The sequence below is a fragment of the Nocardia sp. NPDC058658 genome, from assembly GCF_042716665.1.
GTDB lineage: Bacteria > Actinomycetota > Actinomycetes > Mycobacteriales > Mycobacteriaceae > Nocardia.
This window is the reverse complement of the sequence record NZ_JBHXRR010000012.1, coordinates 116,840-133,704: the sequence shown is the minus strand read 5'-3', so window position 1 is coordinate 133,704 and position 16,865 is coordinate 116,840. Positions and strand designations below refer to the sequence as shown.

14 protein-coding genes are annotated in these 16,865 nt (G+C 67.8%); 5 read left to right on the top strand and 9 right to left on the bottom strand.

Annotated features, from left to right (window positions below):
* Positions 1-47: 47 nt before the first annotated feature.
* Positions 48-728, top strand: coding sequence for a hypothetical protein (locus ACFWUP_RS18995; RefSeq protein WP_379235929.1), 681 nt, complete (start codon positions 48-50; stop codon positions 726-728).
* A 105-nt stretch (positions 729-833) separates the two neighbouring features.
* Here the strand turns inward: ACFWUP_RS18995 and ACFWUP_RS18990 are convergent, their stop codons facing one another.
* The gene (locus ACFWUP_RS18990) at positions 834-998 is read right to left on the bottom strand and encodes a hypothetical protein (RefSeq protein WP_379235928.1); all 165 of its coding nucleotides are present in this window, start codon (positions 996-998) and stop codon (positions 834-836) included.
* A 125-nt stretch (positions 999-1,123) separates the two neighbouring features.
* A complete protein-coding gene (locus ACFWUP_RS18985) occupies positions 1,124-3,547 on the bottom strand; it encodes a cation-translocating P-type ATPase (RefSeq protein ID WP_379235927.1) in 2,424 nt (807 codons plus the stop codon).
* 34 nt (positions 3,548-3,581) lie between these two features.
* Here ACFWUP_RS18985 and rarD point away from each other — a divergent pair, with 34 nt between their 5' ends.
* Complete coding sequence (gene rarD, locus ACFWUP_RS18980; RefSeq protein ID WP_379235926.1) at positions 3,582-4,505, top strand: EamA family transporter RarD; 924 nt, start codon at positions 3,582-3,584, stop codon at positions 4,503-4,505.
* Here rarD and ACFWUP_RS18975 read toward each other — a convergent pair.
* A complete protein-coding gene (locus tag ACFWUP_RS18975) occupies positions 4,492-5,961 on the bottom strand; it encodes an SMI1/KNR4 family protein (RefSeq protein ID WP_379235925.1) in 1,470 nt (489 codons plus the stop codon). The genes rarD and ACFWUP_RS18975 overlap by 14 nt on opposite strands.
* A gap of 176 nt (positions 5,962-6,137) precedes the next feature.
* Here ACFWUP_RS18975 and ACFWUP_RS18970 point away from each other — a divergent pair, with 176 nt between their 5' ends.
* Positions 6,138-7,058, top strand: coding sequence for an ADP-ribosylglycohydrolase family protein (locus ACFWUP_RS18970; RefSeq protein WP_379235924.1), 921 nt, complete (start codon positions 6,138-6,140; stop codon positions 7,056-7,058).
* Between the two features lie 196 nt (positions 7,059-7,254).
* On the top strand, positions 7,255-8,079 hold the full coding sequence (locus ACFWUP_RS18965; RefSeq protein WP_379235923.1) for an endonuclease domain-containing protein: 825 nt from the start codon (positions 7,255-7,257) through the stop codon (positions 8,077-8,079).
* Positions 8,080-8,150: 71 nt separating this feature from the next.
* On the opposite strand, the gene ACFWUP_RS18960 is transcribed toward ACFWUP_RS18965, so the two are convergent.
* From ACFWUP_RS18960 to ACFWUP_RS18950, 3 genes are all read right to left on the bottom strand, one after another.
* Complete coding sequence (locus ACFWUP_RS18960; RefSeq protein WP_379235922.1) at positions 8,151-11,393, bottom strand: arabinosyltransferase domain-containing protein; 3,243 nt, start codon at positions 11,391-11,393, stop codon at positions 8,151-8,153.
* A 105-nt stretch (positions 11,394-11,498) separates the two neighbouring features.
* A complete protein-coding gene (locus tag ACFWUP_RS18955; protein WP_379235921.1) occupies positions 11,499-11,996 on the bottom strand; it encodes a hypothetical protein in 498 nt (165 codons plus the stop codon).
* 58 nt (positions 11,997-12,054) lie between these two features.
* Positions 12,055-13,347, bottom strand: a complete 1,293-nt coding sequence (locus tag ACFWUP_RS18950; RefSeq protein WP_379236042.1) for a DNA polymerase IV — start codon at positions 13,345-13,347, stop codon at positions 12,055-12,057.
* Positions 13,348-13,526: 179 nt separating this feature from the next.
* On the opposite strand from ACFWUP_RS18950, the gene ACFWUP_RS18945 reads away from it, so the two are divergent.
* Positions 13,527-14,402 carry a UTP--glucose-1-phosphate uridylyltransferase gene (locus ACFWUP_RS18945; protein WP_379235920.1) on the top strand — a complete coding sequence of 292 codons (876 nt, stop codon included), beginning with the start codon at positions 13,527-13,529 and terminating at the stop codon, positions 14,400-14,402.
* A gap of 124 nt (positions 14,403-14,526) precedes the next feature.
* Here the strand turns inward: ACFWUP_RS18945 and ACFWUP_RS18940 are convergent, their stop codons facing one another.
* From ACFWUP_RS18940 to ACFWUP_RS18930, 3 genes are all read right to left on the bottom strand, one after another.
* Complete coding sequence (locus ACFWUP_RS18940; RefSeq protein WP_379235918.1) at positions 14,527-15,042, bottom strand: NlpC/P60 family protein; 516 nt, start codon at positions 15,040-15,042, stop codon at positions 14,527-14,529.
* 307 nt (positions 15,043-15,349) lie between these two features.
* Positions 15,350-16,219 (bottom strand): alpha/beta fold hydrolase, encoded by an 870-nt coding sequence (locus tag ACFWUP_RS18935; RefSeq protein WP_379235916.1) that lies wholly within the window; start codon positions 16,217-16,219, stop codon positions 15,350-15,352.
* A gap of 104 nt (positions 16,220-16,323) precedes the next feature.
* Positions 16,324-16,857, bottom strand: coding sequence for a TetR/AcrR family transcriptional regulator (locus ACFWUP_RS18930; protein WP_379235914.1), 534 nt, complete (start codon positions 16,855-16,857; stop codon positions 16,324-16,326).
* Positions 16,858-16,865: the final 8 nt, after the last annotated feature.

Below are 16,865 nucleotides of genomic sequence, written 5' to 3'. Positions count from 1 at the left end.
CGGCGAACAGCGAGCCGCTCGGCAACATGCCGGCGGAGTCGGCTGCCGTGGAGCAGGACTCGGAGCCGCGACGGGTTTCGCCGCGTAACGCGGTGATCTACGCGATCACGGCGATCGGGGCGGTGATCCTGCTGGTTGTCGCGTTCCGCGAACCCGCACCCGCCTCGGCGGTGGCCACCGATCGGCTGGGGCCCGCACCCGGCGAGCAGGTCGAGCAGTACCTGGCCGACGCACGCGCCTCCCTCGACGGTGGCGACACCGACCAGCACTGGGCACTGGTGTCGTTCACCGAATATGTGACGCCCCAACAGCTTCCGACTGTGTCCGACGGGTTACGCATCTCCGGAGTGATCCAGCACGTGCCGATCGATCGCGTCCAGACACCGGTGATCACCGTCGCGACGCCGGGCGGTGACGAACCGGCGGTGCGATCCGGCGAGGCGGCCGCGGGATTGGTTGCGACCCAACAGTTCCGCGATCAGCGCAGCGCCGACATCGCCCGCGTGACCGAGAGCCGGCTGCGCGCGAGCTGCGCGTGCACGGCCGGGATCGTGGTGCGCGGCACCTTGATCCAATTGCGTGATCTCGCAACACAACCTGACGTCCGGGCGGTGCAGGCGTTACCGTCCGACGCCATCGCGGGGCGGTTCGCGGTGAGTGCGCTCCTGCCGGGCAGCAGCGACGTCGTGACGCCCAATCCGGACGACGGACCTGTTCCCACTGAGTAGTCTTGCGCCGCATCGCCGAGTCGGACATGCTCGAACGCGGATCACCGCACTGCCGAAAAGCCCCCGCACCGCTGAAACATCGGCCCGCACAGCACCCCGGTCCGCTCAGATCACGCGGCGCGTCTCGGCGAGCTCCCACAGCGCACGCGCCCGGTCCACATCGCCGGCCTGGTCGTAAGCCGCCGCCATTAACTCCAGCGCATCGACGTCGAGTCGATCGATCTGTCCGATGAGGTCGGAGAACAGATCGTCCAGTTCGTCGGGGGTCACCGGGTGGTCCCGAGACGGTGCGAGCACGACAGCGTTACCTCCATAACCGGCAAAGGTACTCCAACACCGAATGTTCGTCCGGCGCAAGGGTTCTCGAAGACGCTCCGGTCCGGGTCAGCGATCGATCACGCCCCCTGCGCACCCACCGGCGGAAAGAGCTTGCCCGCACCGGCGGTGCGCCGCGCCTGCACCCACCAGGCCAGTTCGACCAGCGCGATGCCGATCACACCGCACACCACCGCGGCCAGGGTGAGCCGCGGGTTGGAGGGATCGAGTTTGAAGAATTCGCGGGTGAACGGGATCGTGAACAGCGCCACGTAGGCCAGCACCGAGACCGCGATCAGCACCACCTTCCACCACACGTACGGCCGCGCCACCAGCACGAGCACCCAGACCGCGATCATGATCAGCGTGATCAGCGCGGTGGTGCCCGCCTGCACCTTCTGGGTTTCGGTGGCTTCGGGGCCGGCGTAGGCGATGAGGTAGGCCACGAATGTCGCGATGCCGATCACCACGCCCGAGGGCACCGCCAGCCGCATCACCCGACCGACGAAGCCGGTGCGGGCGCGTTCGTTGTTGGGAGCGAGGGAGAGGACGAACGCGGGGATGCCGATGGTGAACCAGGCCGCGATGGTGACGTGGCGCGGCAGGAACGGATAGCCGATGGGGTCGTAGCCGAAGATCTGCGAACCGACGCCCGCGATGCCGACGAGGAACGCCAGCAGCACCGAGTACACGGTCTTGGTGAGGAACAGGTTCGAGACGCGTTCGATATTGCCGATCACCCGGCGGCCCTCCCCCACCACGTACGGCAGGGTCGCGAACTTGTTGTCCAGCAACACGATCTGCGCCACCGCGCGAGTGGCCGGGCTGCCCGCGCCCATCGCGACACCGATGTCGGCGTCCTTGAGCGCGAGCACGTCGTTGACGCCGTCACCGGTCATGGCGACGGTGTGGCCGCGCGACTGCAGGGCGCCGACCATGGCGCGTTTCTGGTCGGGACGTACACGGCCGAAGGTGGTTTCGTGATCGAGCACGTCGGCCAGGGCTGCCTGGTCGTCGGGCAGCGTGCGCGCGTCGACGGCATGGTCACCGCCGGGCAGGTCGAGCGAGGAGGCGACCGCACCGACCGAGACCGCGTTGTCGCCGGAGATCACCTTGATCGAAACCTGCTGGCTCGCAAAGTATTCGAGGGTTTCCTTGGCGTCGGGACGGACCTTCTGTTCGAGGACGACCAGCGCGGCGGGCTCGACCTGACCGGGCGCGTCGTCGGCGTCGACCGGACGGTCGCTGCGGGCCAGCAGCAGCACGCGCAGACCCGAGGAGCCGAGTTGCTCGGCATGGGCGGCGTCGGCGGAGGTGGGGTCCAGAAGCACGTCGGCGGCGCCGAGCAGCCAATCACCGTGGGCGCCATAGGAAATGCCGCTCCACTTCTTGGCCGAGGAGAACGGGGCGATGGCGGTCTGCGACCAGCCGGGCGAGTCGGGCAGCGCTTCGGCGACGGCCTGGACGCTGGCGTTCGGGCGCGGGTCGTCGCTCGCGAGTGCGGCCAGGACCGCCTTCACCTGTGCTTCGTCGAACGTGCCGAGGGGTTCGACCTGCGCCAGTCGCATGCCGTTCTCGGTGAGGGTGCCGGTCTTGTCGGCGCACACCACGTCGACCCGGGCAAGGCCCTCGATCGCGGGCAGTTCCTGCACGAGGCACTTGCGTTTGCCAAGGCGCACCACACCGACCGCGAAGGCGATCGAGGTCATCAGCACCAGGCCCTCGGGGACCATCGGCACCAGCGCGGCGACCATGCCGGTGACGGCCGGACGCCAGGATTCGCCGCTCGAGACGAGCTGGTTGTAGATGCTGAGCAGGCCTGCGGGGATGAGCAGGTAGGTGATGAACTTCAGGATCTTGTCGATGCCCGAGCGCAGTTCGGAGTGCACCAGCGTGAACTTGCTGGCCTCCTCGGCCAGTTTCGCGGCGTAGGCGTCCTTGCCGACCTTGGTGGCGCGGTAGGCGCCCGAACCCGACACCACGAAGCTGCCCGACATCACCGGCGCGCCGATGCCCTTGTCGATCGGGTCGGCCTCGCCGGTGAGCAGCGACTCGTCGATTTCCAGTGCGGCGGCTTCGGCGACCTCGCCGTCGACCACGATCTGGTCGCCGGGGCCGAGCTCGATCAGGTCGTCGAGGACCACCTCGCCGGGCGCGACCTGCTTCGCCACCCCGTCACGGCGCACCGTCGGCTTGGCCTGGCTGACGATCGCCAGCTCGTCCAGGGTCCGCTTAGCCCGCACCTCCTGGATGATGCCGACCGCGCTGTTGGCCACGATGAGCAGCCCGAACATGCCGTCGATGATCGAACCGGTCGACAGGACCAGCACAAACAGCACACCGAGGATGGCATTGATGCGGGTGAAGACATTCGCCCGGACGATCTCGCCGACCGAACGGCTCGCCCTGGCCGGGACGTCGTTGGTGCGCCCGTCGCGGCGGCGCTCGTCGACCTGTGCGGCGGTGAGCCCGGCGGCCGCGGGCTCCTGCACGGAAATGGACATGACCGTCAGGTTAGTCGGTCGTATCATGGGATGAATGCAGCGCAGCCCGTCCCCGCCCGGTGTCGTTTTCGGTGCGGGGGCCTATCTCATCTGGGGGTCGTTCGCCGCCTTCTTCGGGCTGCTGGCGTTTGCCTCACCCGCCGAAGTGGTGGCGCAACGGATCGTCTGGACCTTGGTCGTGGTGTTGGCCGTGCTCACGCTGACCGGACGGCTGGGCAGCCTGCGCGGAATCGATGCCAGGACCTGGCGGCTGGCCGCAGCGGCCTCGGCGGCGTTGTCGCTGAACTGGGGTGTGTACGTCTTCGGCGTCACCACCGGCCACATCGTGGAATGCGCGCTCGGCTACTTCATCAACCCGCTGGTCACCGTCGCCATCGGCGTGCTGCTGTTCCGCGAGAAACTCACCAGGGCGCAGTGGGTGGCGTTGGGGCTCGGCGCACTGGCAGTGGTGGTACTGACCGTCGACTACGGCAGGCCGCCGGTGATCGCGCTGATCCTGGCCTGCTCGTTCGCCACCTACGGGCTGGTGAAGAAGGTGATCCGCCTGGACGCGCTTCCCGGCATCGCGGCCGAGGGCATCGTGGCGGTGCCGTTCGCGCTGGCGTTCCTGATCGTCCTGATGGCCACCGGCTGCAGCGAAATGACCTCCAGCCCCGCCCATTTCGGCCTCATGCTCGCCACCGGCCCCGTCACCCTGCTCCCGCTGCTCCTGTTCGCCGTCGCCGCCAAACGAGTCCCCCTCTCGACCATGGGCATCCTCCAATACCTCACCCCCGCCCTCCAGATGGCTTGGGGCGTAGCGGTCATGCACGAACCCATGCCCGCCTCCCGCTGGGCCGGCTTCGCCCTGATCTGGACAGCCCTCGCGGTATTCACCACCGACGCCCTGCTGCGAGCGCGCCGGACTCGTCTGGACCGGCCGGCATCCGAGCCTGTCGGCGACGTCACTGCCCGGTAGGGCCTTCATGGAACTCCCAGCTGATCCCGTCCGAGTCGAGCGACGGGGTGTAGTGCACTGCGAACGGCGTACCGTGCTCGAGGCTGTCGCCGAGGTCGGTGATCAACGCGCTCAACGATTCCCAGCCAGGGGCGGACATGTCGGCGGTGTCCTTGCCGAATTCGGTGACACATCCGCGGTATCGGCCGGGGCGGGTATCGCAGATCAGCATCGTGCCGTCGCGTTCGGCGATGGGGATGAACTGCGGTAGGAATCGACCGGCTTCTGTCCCGGCGGGCGCGGGGTCGGTCGGATCCGGGTCGATGTCGGCCCAGATCTCGCACTGCATCGTATGGATCTCGAGCATCTCGCCGAGACCGAGCAACCACATGCCGGGCAGCAGTTCGCCGGTACCGGCACCGTGCAGCGTGAACCATTCCCGTAGTTCGGTGGGCCAGATGACGCCGCTGCGTTGTTCGGCATCCTCGATCGCGGCCCAGCCGACGCCGCCTGCTGCCAACATGGGCCATACCGAGCGATCACATCGTTGCTCGATGATTCGCCGGATCCGCGACCAGGCGTCCGTCAATGATGTTGCCGCGGTCTGTGATGCGGGGATCCGGGTCGACATGTTCGCCGCCTCAGCGGTCTGCGCCGGGGTGTGACGAACGATCGCTGCCCGGCTGCTGTCATAGACACCCAGGTCGAAGGTATCTCCGCGCTTGACCGGCCGAACGGCCACCGGCATCCGGGTGGGCCATAGCCGAATCGAGATCGCCACGTCGGCTCGGTGCCGGTCGCGACCGCGCGCACTCACCGCGATGATGTGTCGTCCTTCGGGTAACGGCACCACGTGATCCACCGCCCGCGGCCACGTCGAGTCCTCGGCGACCCGAGTCAGCACTGCCGAGGCAGGCAGGTCGATAGTCCCCACCTCAACGGTCTCCCAGCTGTCGAGATCGTCGAATGCCGGTGCTTCGGAGGATATTTCGACGCTGACCTCCACGACACCGTAGGTCCAGCCCACCCAGATGCATGCGTTCTCGTTGCCGAGCTCGTCACGCTGGACCCCGAGCAGCGTGCCGGGTCCCCGCCTGTCGACGGTCGGCGGTGCGGGGTAGTCGGCGGGTTCGATGTAGAGCTCGGGTGTGGCGAGGTCGATGGTGTAGGTGCTGCGCGCCGACCGGGGCTGCGTAGTGTGGCGCCCCACCTGGTCGGTGAGTACGGCGAGCTGCTCGGCGACTCTGGCTCTGTCGTGTCGGGTCAGGCGCCGGACCTGCATATCCAGGACAACGAGCGCTTGCTGCTCGGTGAACCCGTAAGCCGCAGCGAGCCGCGCCATCGCTTCGTCCTGATCGTCACAATCGGCGACGAGTCCGAGAAAGCCGGAGAGGTCGCCGAGCACCACATCCAGCGCGGACAGCAACTCCAGACGTTCCATGGCGGCGCGAACCTCGAGCGAGACGGGCTCGGACATCGGTGACCTCCGGTGGTCGGTTGCACTCACCTTGGCAGGTTCACGGCCGATTCCCCGGTGACGCGCGCGCGACAAGTTGGTATCACCCGGTCTGGAACGGGTCGGGCGCACAAGCCGACCGGTAGGGTTGTCACTCGGACAATCGGATAGTGGGCGCCCGAGAGGGGTGGGTTTTCGTGCATGACGCGGGGTACACGGATCGGGTTGCCGGGGTGCTTGTGGGCACTGCGGCGGGTGATGCGTTGGGGGCTGGGTACGAGTTCACGCATCCGGGGGCGGATGTAGTGATCGACATGGTCGGTGGTGGGGTGTTCGACTGGGCGCCGGGTGAGTGGACCGACGATACGTCGATGGCTTTGGCGGTCGCAGTGGCTGCTGCGGGTGGACCGGGGATCGATCTCGATGCGGTCGCGGCGGGGTTCGTGTCCTGGTTCGACTCGAAGCCGCCCGACATCGGGAATCAGACTCGAACTGTGTTGTCCGCCAGGCCTTCCTCCGCGTTGGATATGCAAGCCGTGGCGATGTCGCTGACGGGGCGAACCGGTGGTAACGGGTCGCTGATGCGGACGGCGCCGGTGGCGTTGGCTTATCTCGATGATGCCGATGAATGCGTGGCGGCGGCCGGGCGGGTCGGGTTGCTCACGCACTATGACGAGCATGCGGTCGAGGCGTGCAAGATGTGGACCTATGCGATCCGGCACGCTGTGCTGAACGCTGATTTCGACGGGGTTCGCGAATACTTGAGTGGCTCACCGCAATCCGCGTACTGGACCGAGCGACTCGACGAGGCGGAGAAGGGCACGCCCGCCGACTTCCCGAACAACGGATGGGTGGTGCACGCGCTGCAGACCGCGTGGTGGGCGATCACGAACACCGACCAGTCGACACCCGAACACCTTCCGCTCGCCCTCGAAGCGTGTGTCCGCGCCGGCAACGACACCGACACCACCGCCGCCATCGCAGGTGGCCTCCTCGGCGCCCGCTGGGGAGCCTCCGCCGTCCCCGCCCCTTGGCGCGCCCTCCTCCACGGCTACCCCGGCCTCACCGGCGCCGACCTCCCCGACCTCGCCCTCCGCATAGCCACCAACTCCCACTGACCGGGCGGCAATCCAGCTGGACCACCGATCACCATGTACTGGTGCAGTTTCGCTCTCGGGCGATGCTTGCACCAGTACATGGTGATCAAATGTCCAGTGTCGGCGGCGGGTGGAGTGTCGGTAGGGTGGGGCACTATTGGGCCGCATGGGGGAATTGGTGGGGCCATTTGTGGGGTCATGGGCGGTTGCGGCGGGCATGGTTACGCGGTGGCAGTTGGTGCACGACTTCTTGCGGATCGCACCCGATGTCTATGCGCGGCGGGGGGTAGCGCTGGACGCGGTGGGGCGCGCACAGGCTGCGGTGCATTGGACCAAGGGGGCTGGGGTTCTGGTCGGGTTGTCGGCGGCGGCGGTGTTGGGGACCAAGTGGATCGAGGCGGATTCGCCGGCCGAGGTGGCGTTGCCGATATCGCGCAAGGCACCGTCGGGGATCCGGGTGATCCAGGCGCGGATCGCCCGGCACGAACGGTGCGAGGTGGACGGGTTCGCGGTGACGACGCCGGTGCGGACCGCGTTCGACCTCGGACGTCGGCTCCCCCGCGACCGCGCCGTCCCGATCATCGACGCACTGTGCCGGGCAACGACATTGACACCGAACACGGTCTCGGTGTTCGCCGATGAACACCCGGGCGCGCGCGGTTGCGGGCAGCTGCGCGCACTGCTGCCGCTGATCGATCCCGGTGCAGAATCACCCCCCGAGTCCTTGACCCGGCTACTCCTCGTCGATCACGGTCTACCCGCACCCACCACCCAGCTCGTGGTCCGAACCACCGGTGGTGAATTCATCGCCCGACTCGACATGGGCTGGGAACGGTGGCGAGTAGCCGTCGAATACGACGGTGCCCAACACTGGACCGACACCAGGCAACGAACCGAAGACATCGACAGACACGCAGCCCTGTCCGACCACGGTTGGCAGATCATCCGGGTGGGCGCCGACCTACTCCGCAACCGCCCCCACATCCTCCTGGACCGAGTCCACACCGCCCTCGCATCCCGAGGCGCTCAGCTGGACGTGTGATCACCATGTAATGGTGCGAGAATCGGCCGAGAGCCGAACAGCACCATTACATGGTGATCTTGAAATGTGGCCTACCAGGCGGTGATGGTGGGACCGGGGGTCCAGGTGCCCCAGTGGGTTTGGGGGTTCACTGCGACTTTTGCGGGGGTGGCGGTGGTGTCGAGGGGGAGGTATTGCTCGAGGGAGCCCCAGTCTCGGTCCCAGTCGTTGTTGAGGTAGGTGGGGAGGGTGCGGGCGGTGAAGAGGAGTTGGGTCCAGCCGAGGGGGCCGCCGCCGTCGTGGCCTTGCCAGAGGTTGGTGATGGTGGCGCCGTTGCGGTCGGGGAGGATGCGGTACTCGGGGAGTTCGGCGATGCCGTTGTAGGTGGGCATCTGGTTCTGGCACGGGAAGTGCAGTCCCACAGCCCAATCCAGCAGGACCGGTGCGTCGCGGCCGACCAGGGCGCTGAGGGTGGTGGTCTGCGGCATGCGCGGCGGGGTGACCGCGAGCCACTGGTCGGGGCCGAGGTCCTTGTCGGCGGCGACCAGGCGGACGACATTCGCCTCGGCGGGGAGCTGGTCGAGGGGGACGCGCAGGTTGCGCCACATCGGGGCGGGGCCGATATCGATCGGCGCGATCTGGCCGGTCACGGCGACATCGGCAGCGTCGGTTGCGGTGCCGTATTCGACTGCCAGTTCCTGGCCGGGGTGGACGATTCCGTCGGAGTCGACGGTGCGGATTCGGCCGGCCACCGACATCGCGAGCAGTGGGCCGCGCGGACCTTCGGGCAGGCGGAACCAGCCGGTGGTCAGGGCGGCGGGTTCCTGGTCGCCTGCGCGGTAGCTGCCGAGGACGGGAGTGGTGGCGGGGTCGAGGCCGAACGGGAGTTGCAGGGAGCCCTGGCGGGATTCCGAGCCTGCGGAGGTGGAGGCGTCGCGAAGCTTGTCGGGATCGTCGGACACCGAATTCGCTTGGCCGGTAGTCGATTCCACCTCGTCGGAGGTGAGGACCGGTGCGACGCCGTCGGACCGGAAGCCGGTCGACTCGCCGGTCATAGTGGTGGTCATGTCACCGGCGAGCGGGGCGAGCATCGAGCCGTTCGGGTCGGTTTCGACGAGCACCTCGTCGGCCATTCCGCACCCACCCGCGAAAGCTGCGGCGAAGTTGGAGCCGGCAAGGGAGTACGAGGGGTGCTGGGAGACATTGGCTTTGGCGAAGGTGGCCAACTCGAACAGCACCATCATCGCGGCCGCGACCGCGAGAACGGGCAACCCAGCCAGCCGCCCCACCCTGGCCGTCGTCTTCCGGCTCGGGTTCGGGTGAACGTGGAACCAAGCGGCGACAGCGAGCGCGAGGACGGTCAGGCCGACGAAGAAGGTCGAGACACCGTAACCGGCGACGGTCGGGGGCTTGTCCCACCAGGGGACGCCCCAGGAGGAGACGTACCAGTAGCCGTTGGCGCCGACCCAGGTCATCGCAAGCGCGAAGAATATACCCGCGGCGAACAGCGCGCGATTACGCATCGGCCGCAGCACTTCCGAGCTCACCGCGACCGCGGTCACCGCGGCGACACACGTGGCCAGACCGGCGAAGACACCGAACTGGTGGGTCCACTTGGTTGGCGAGAACATCATCAGCACCATCGCGGCGATCGTGATGCCGAGCATGCGCCGGGTCGGGCCGACGGCGATGCCGGGAATATGGCCGCCGCGTCGCAACATGACGGCGATGCAGACAATGATGCCGATCAGCATGGTGAAGACGCCGAATCGCCTGGTCAACCAACCATCGGCGTTGAGTTGCAGCAGGTACTGGTAGCGGATGAACTCCATGAACCAGGATTCCCTCGGACCGATCACGGCGTGCACGGCGAACATCTCGCGCACACCGGCGAACGTCCGGTCGGCGAACACGACCGTCATCACGACCGCGCCCGCCGCCAGAATCGGCAGCAACTGCGCGAGGTAGCCCACCGTCTCGGCTCGCTTCACGATCACGGCGGTGACGATGCGCGCACCGGCGACCAGCGCGCCGAGACAGATCAGGCCCGAGGGCGCACCGGTCAGCGTGAACGCGGCCACGATCACCGCGAAGGCGAACGGCAGCAGGCGACGGGTCGCGATCGCTCGTTCCACACAGACCCAGGTGACCAGAACACCCAGCGCGACAACGAATTCCGCGCGCAGGCCGTTGTTGTAGGGCAGCCAGAAGGCGAGGAAGACGAAGGCCGCGGTCCAGGTGGCGACGCGTTCGCGGCGTACCGCCACGCCGAGGCGGGGCAGGACTTCGCGGCTGATCAACCACCAGGTGAGGATGCCCGCGCCGAGGGCGGGCAGGCGGACCAGCGGGCTGACCGCGGAGATGTGGGTGAGCCAGCCGATGATGTCGACGTAGGGCGTGTAGAACGGGCCTTCGTCGACGCTGAACCAGCGGTAGTAGTTGGACATGTTGCCCGAACTCTGCGCGCCCCTTGCCATTCCGAGGATGTAGCCGTCGTCGGAGGTGTTGGCGCCGATGAAATGCCAGACGACCAGGACCGAGAACACCAGCCAGTCGACCGGGCGCAGCCGCCACCAGCGTTGCGGCAGGAATCGGCGCGCGGCGCGGCCGTCGAGGGTGTCGAGGCGGTGCAGGGCGAACAGCGACAGCGCCGTGGCCAGCAGGCACAGTACGATCGCGGCGAGTTTGAGCCAGGTCGGCGACGATGTGTAGCGGGCGTCGACGTCGACGCGGACCGCGAGGTCGGCGGGGGCGGCGCCGGTCAGTTCGCTGAACACGCCGACGACCTGGGGACGTAGATCGGTGGCCACGGCGGCGCCTTCACCGAGACCTGTTGTGGTGACGGTGGATTCCTGCGGCGTGATCGCGATCGCCAGCGCGCAGGAGTTCCCGACCACCTGCGCGAGCGGTGCCGTCCAGATCAGCGTCGAGCGCGAGACGACGTCGACCCGGCCGGGACGTTCGGCGGTATCGGCGACCACCTTGACAACGAAGCCGTACTTCTCCATGTCGGCCGACTGACGCGGCACGGTCGAGACCGCGACACCACCGGTGGCCGCGAGGGAACTCAGCGAGGCACACGGCACCGTGGCAGTCAGGGCGGCGGGTGCGTAGGCGATGAGCGGGGATTCGACCGCGGCGGGCGAGCCCTGCTGGGGCCAGGACACAGTGGCGGCGTCGACCCGGACGGGCAGGAACGGGATCACCGCGGCACTGAGAATGCCGATCAGTCCCGCGACGATCGCGACGATGCGCGCCCATCCCGCGCGATCACGTCGCGCCGGCTCCGATACATCCCTGGGCGGATGCCCCTGCCGCACGATCGTCTCTACCACGGGGCCCGATAGTAGCCGCGTCGTCGACAGCAGGCGAAACACCATCGCGACCGGTACGCGAAAGCCCCGTCCGGAAACGTCCGAACGGGGCTCGAGCGGGGTGGATCAGGGGCAGGCGACCGAGGTCTGCCCGAAGTTGGTCAGCATGGTGCAGGCCCACGACTTCTGGACCTTCCACTTGCCGTTTTCGGCCACGAACGGCACGTCGACGACATTGGTCTGGCCGTTGACGGTGAAGTTGGCCTTCGCGTTGACGCTGTCACCGAAGGAGGTCACCTCGGTGACCTGGACCTGGACATTGGCGTCCTTCGCGGCCTGCGCCAGGCGGTTGGGCAGTTCCGGGTCGGCTTCGCCGCCCTGCACGAAGTCCAGCTTCTGATCGTTGGGGATCGACGGGTCGAGCGCGGTGTTGAGCTGCTCGTTGAGCTGCTCCACGGTCGGCACGGGCGGCAGCTCCGCGGTCGGCGCGACCGATGTCTTCATGCTGGTGGTGGATTTGGCGGCGGGCTTGTCACCCTTGTCGTCGCTGCACGCGCTCAGGCCGAGGGCGGCGACCACAGCCAGTCCGGCGATCGCTACACGTCCGGTCGTACGAAGCTTCAACTGCTCGTCCTTTGCGTTCGAGGGGGAGTCGTTCCATCGCGGTAGCCGAGGCTACTCCTCAGGCGAGACTGGCGAGCGGATCGGCCCGTGTCAGCCCCGTGTCGTCGGCTGGAAAGGTACGCGCCGCACCGGGACCTGTCGAGCTGGTCTCGAAACGCACGGTCACCACGCCGTAGCCCGCGCCCTGCACCCAGCCGTGCCCGAATTCCGGGTGATTCACGTCCATGCCTGGAAACCACAGTCCCGCAGGCAGATTCGGCTGTTCTTCCGGCGGTGGTTCGGTGACGGTTCCCAGATCCTCCGGCACGGCCTGATCCAGTTCGGGGAACAGCGATTCCTGGCGCACCAACGACAATCCGCCGTAACCGACGCCGACGAGGCGGATCGGGCCGAGCTCGGCGGGGTCGATCGCGGAGCGTTGCGCGGCCGCGGCCAGGGTGGTCAGGTCGGCGGTGGCGTACGGCAGGGTGAACGACCTGGTCACGATGCCCATATCCGACTTCTTGAGTTTGAGGACCACGGTGCGGGCGGCGCGGCCGTCACGTTCGAGCCTGCGATGCGCCGACGCGGCCATCGCGGTGACGGCGGCACGCAATTCGGCCATGGTGACGATGTCGCGCTCGTAGGTGTTCTCGGCGCTGATCTGTTTGGCCTCGGCACGTTCGGTGACGGGTCGGTCATCGATCCCGCGCGCCAACCGATGCAAAGCGGCACCCATGCTGCCACCCAGGATCGAGGCGGCCTCCGATTCCGGCAATGCGGCGAACGCGCCGACCGTCTCGATGCCGAGGCTGCGCAGCCTGCTCTCGGCGACCGGGCCGATCCCCCACAGTTTTCGCACCGGCAGCGCGGCGAGTAGTTCGCCCTGCTCCGTGGGTGAAATGACCCGCATCCCATCGGGTTTGGCCAGGCCAGAGCCGATTTTGGCGAGTTGTTTTCCGGTGGCCGCGCCGACGGAGGCGGTGAGGCCGGTCCGCGACAGGATCAGCGCGCGCAGCATCGCGCAGTAGTCCTCGACCTCGGCGACACTCGCGCCGACCAGTTCGGCAGGTTCGGCGAAGGCCTCGTCGAACGACAGCGTCTCGAGCACCGGAACACAGCTGCGCAGCGCGTCGAACACCTGCCCGCTCAGCACCGAGTACAGCGCGCCACGCGGCGGCACGACCACGGCCGACACACCGATCAGGCGCCGGGCCTGATGCATCGGCATCGCCGAACGCGCGCCGTAGACCCGCGCCTCGTAACTGGCCCCCGCGACCACCCCGCGCTGGGTGGCCCCGCCGACGAGGACCGGGCGGCCACGCAGTGTGGGTCTGGTCAACTGCTCTACCGAGGCGAAGAAGGCGTCCATATCGATGTGCAGCACCCAGCGACGGGCGGTCACCGCCGCATCGGGCCTGGCCGGGGCGCCGGCGGCCGGGGTGTGGATGCTCACGAGGCGCAATCTACGCCGGGCCACCGACAACTCCGCGCAGGCCGTTACCAGCCGTGGCACACCGATGACACCGCGGAATATGTGATGATCGAGGGATGAAGATCCGCAAGGCTGTCATTCCGGCGGCGGGAATCGGCTCCCGGCTGCTTCCGCTGACCAAGGCGACGCCGAAGGAGATGCTGCCGGTCGGCGACAAACCGGTCATCGAGCACACGGTGCGTGAGCTGGTGGCCTCCGGGATCACCGACATCACCATCGTCGTGAGCAGCGGCAAGTCGCTGATCCAGGATCACTTCCGGCCGAATCCGGCGCTCGTCGCCCAGCTGCGCGCCGACGGCAAGTCCGCCTACGCCGACGCCGTCGAGGAGGTCGGTGAGCTCTCCAGGGAGGGCCACATCACCTACCTCGACCAGCACGGCCCCTACGGCAACGGCACGCCGGTGCTCAATGCCGCACGGCATCTGGGCGACGAACCGATGCTGGTGCTGTGGCCCGACGACGTGTTCGTCGCCGAGGTACCGCGCGCCCAGCAGCTGATCACCGCCTACGAATCCACCGGTTGTCCCGTGCTGGCGCTGCTGCCGATGTCGCCGGGTGAGTCGCAGCGCTACGGCGTGCCGGTGGTGCGCGAGGACCTCGACGACGGGCTGCTGCGCATCTCCGGCCTGATGGAGAAGCCCAAGCCCGAGGACGCGCCGTCGGCCTTCGCGGCGATCGGCGGGTACGTGGTAACGCCGGGCATCATCGATGAACTGCGCACCCAGACCGAGAACTGGTACACCCACCAGACCGGCGAGGTGTATCTCACCGACGCGATCAACAACTACGCCGCCGAGCACGCGGTGTACGGCCAGGTCATCCAGGGTCGCTGGTACGACACCGGCAACCCGGCCGACTACCTGGTGGCCCAGTTCGCCTCGGCCCTGGCCCACCCCGAATACGGGCCGCTACTGCGCGCGCTGGTGGACTGAGGTCTTTCTCGCGGCCCGCCCGATTCTGGACTGACCAGAGGAGAGGGTGCGACGAAGGAGTGCCCGCCGGGAGGGAAGAATCGGGGCCCGAAGGGCCGCGATTGCGGGGCCAGCCGCCAAGAATTCAGAACCTTCTGATCGCGAAGATGTCGAATTCGCGCAGAGGATGTAGGCCGACCGGCACGCCCCAGTCGTGGGCGTCCAGGAGTTGGCCTCCACCTGCGTAGATGCCGACGTGGGAGCCGTCGCCGTTGAGGATGACGACGTCGCCGGGGGCCAGACCGCCGAAGGTGACCGGGAGGCCGACTTTCGCCTGCTCCCAGGTGGTGCGTGGGAGGGTGACGCCGACCTGGCGGAACGCCCACTGGACCAGGGCGGAGCAGTCCCAGGCGTGTGGGCCGTTGGCGCCCCACTCGTAGGGTTTGCCGATCTGGGTCATGGCGGCGGTGAGCGCGCCGATACCGGTGGCGCTGGGGAACGGGATCATGCCGGAGCCGCTGGAGCTGCCCGATGACGAGCCCGATTCGCCCGAACCCGACGAGCTACCGGGTTGTGACCACGCGGGGCCTGCCATCAAAAGAGTGGTGGCGATGGTGGCGACGAATCCGAAGGCTAATCGTCGCAGAACTTTTCGCTTCAAGTGCGCGCCCTTCCTCACGGCCGGTAGCAAGGCTTCCGGCTGGTCGGCTATCGGGCGGCATCGCCTGATTCACGAATGGACCACCCACTGATCCGGTGGCGCGCCGAGGTATCACTACCGTCGGCGCGGCACCGTTTCCACAGGACAATCGTCACGAGCAGTTACTGTCACCTCAGCGGTTCCATGCGCATCAGCAGTAACATCACGATTGTGCCGGATACGTTCGCCGATGTCACAAAGTTCAGCAACTTTCCAGCATCATTTTCGCTTCGTCGCGACTCTTCGCTGGTGAGGGATCCGGACAAGATCAGTTGATCCGGTCGAGGACGCCGTGGAGGGTGCGGGCGAAAGCCTCCGGCCGGCCCGGGTAGCCGGACTCAGGACCGGTGAAGCCACCGTGGTGGCTGGGGAACAGCACCGGCTGGTGGCCGAGCTGGTCGGCGAGTGCCGACGAGGTGCGTTCGGTGACCGTGCCTTTCGACTCCTCCCCGTAGCCGAGGACGATCCGGGTCGGTGCGGCGGTCAGCGCCGCGATATCGGCGCGGTAGCCGAGAACCGGTCGGGAACGCTGCGACAGCAGCGGGTCGTCACGGACGCCGTCGTCGGAGACCGGCAGGCCGAACAGCGCGGGGTCCGCGGCGGGCGCGTCGAAGTACTCCTCGGTGAATTCGCCCTGCCAGGAGGTCATCGCGATGAACGTCGCCATGCCCGCGCCGAAGCCTTTCGCCGCGTAGGCGTCGCGATATCCGGACGCGGCGCGGTCGGCCGCCGCGGCATCGGGGAGTGCCGTCAGCAGCGGCGGTTCGTGCGCCACCAGGGTGGACACATCCGTGGGATGGTCGGTGACGAGCGCCAGCGCGACGATCGCCCCGCCGCTGCTGGCGAACATCTCGACCGGACCGGCGCCGATGGCCTCGATGATGGCGTGCACGTCGCCGGCGTGGACGGCGGGGACATTGTCGACCTCACCGTCGGTGCGGACGCTACGCCCGAGGCCGCGCGGGTCGTAGGTGACGACCGTCCGATCGGGAAAATGCGCGGCGAGCGCGGTGAAGCCGCTCGCGTCCATCGGCAGACCGATCATGACCAGCGGCGGGCGCCCATCGGCGGTCGGGAGTGGCCCGTGGACGTCGTAGGTGAGCGTTGCGTCGGGGAGTTCGAGTGTGTGCGTCGTCATGCACGTTCTGACGCGCCCAACGGCGAGAATTCATCGGCCGCTGCGCGAATTCGCCGGAAACCGCTGCCGCGCAAGTGTTTCCACTGGAAGCGACGCGCCCGCGATCAGGCGATCTGGTTCATCGCCGCCGTGATGCCCGCGCGGACCGTCTCGCTGTCGCCGACGCCGCCGCTGATGGTGACGCCGTCGCGGGTCATGAGCAGGACACGGGCGGCTTCGTCGGGCGCCCGATGGCCGCCCGCGCGGAGACGTTCGGCCATCAGCTCGCGGAACCAGGTGCGGTAGTCGTCGACGACGCGGCGGACCGGATGGGTCGGGTCGGGGAATTCGACGGCGGCATTGAGGAAGGGGCAGCCGCGGAAACCGGGGCCGCAGCTGATGTCGCGGAGCGTGCCGAAGATGGTGACGATGCCGTCGAAGCCGTGCGCCTCGACCGATTCCAGCGCCTCGCGCTGGCGCCCGTATTCACGCTCCAAATAGGCGACGACCAGGTCTTCCTTGGTTTTGAAGTGCCGATAGAACGTGGCCTTCGCGATACCGGCCTCGGCGATGATCCGGTCGATGCCGACCGTGTGCACACCCTCGGCATAGAACAACCGGGTGGCGGTTTCGAGTAGACGGACACGGGCTGCGCTCACTCCTTGAC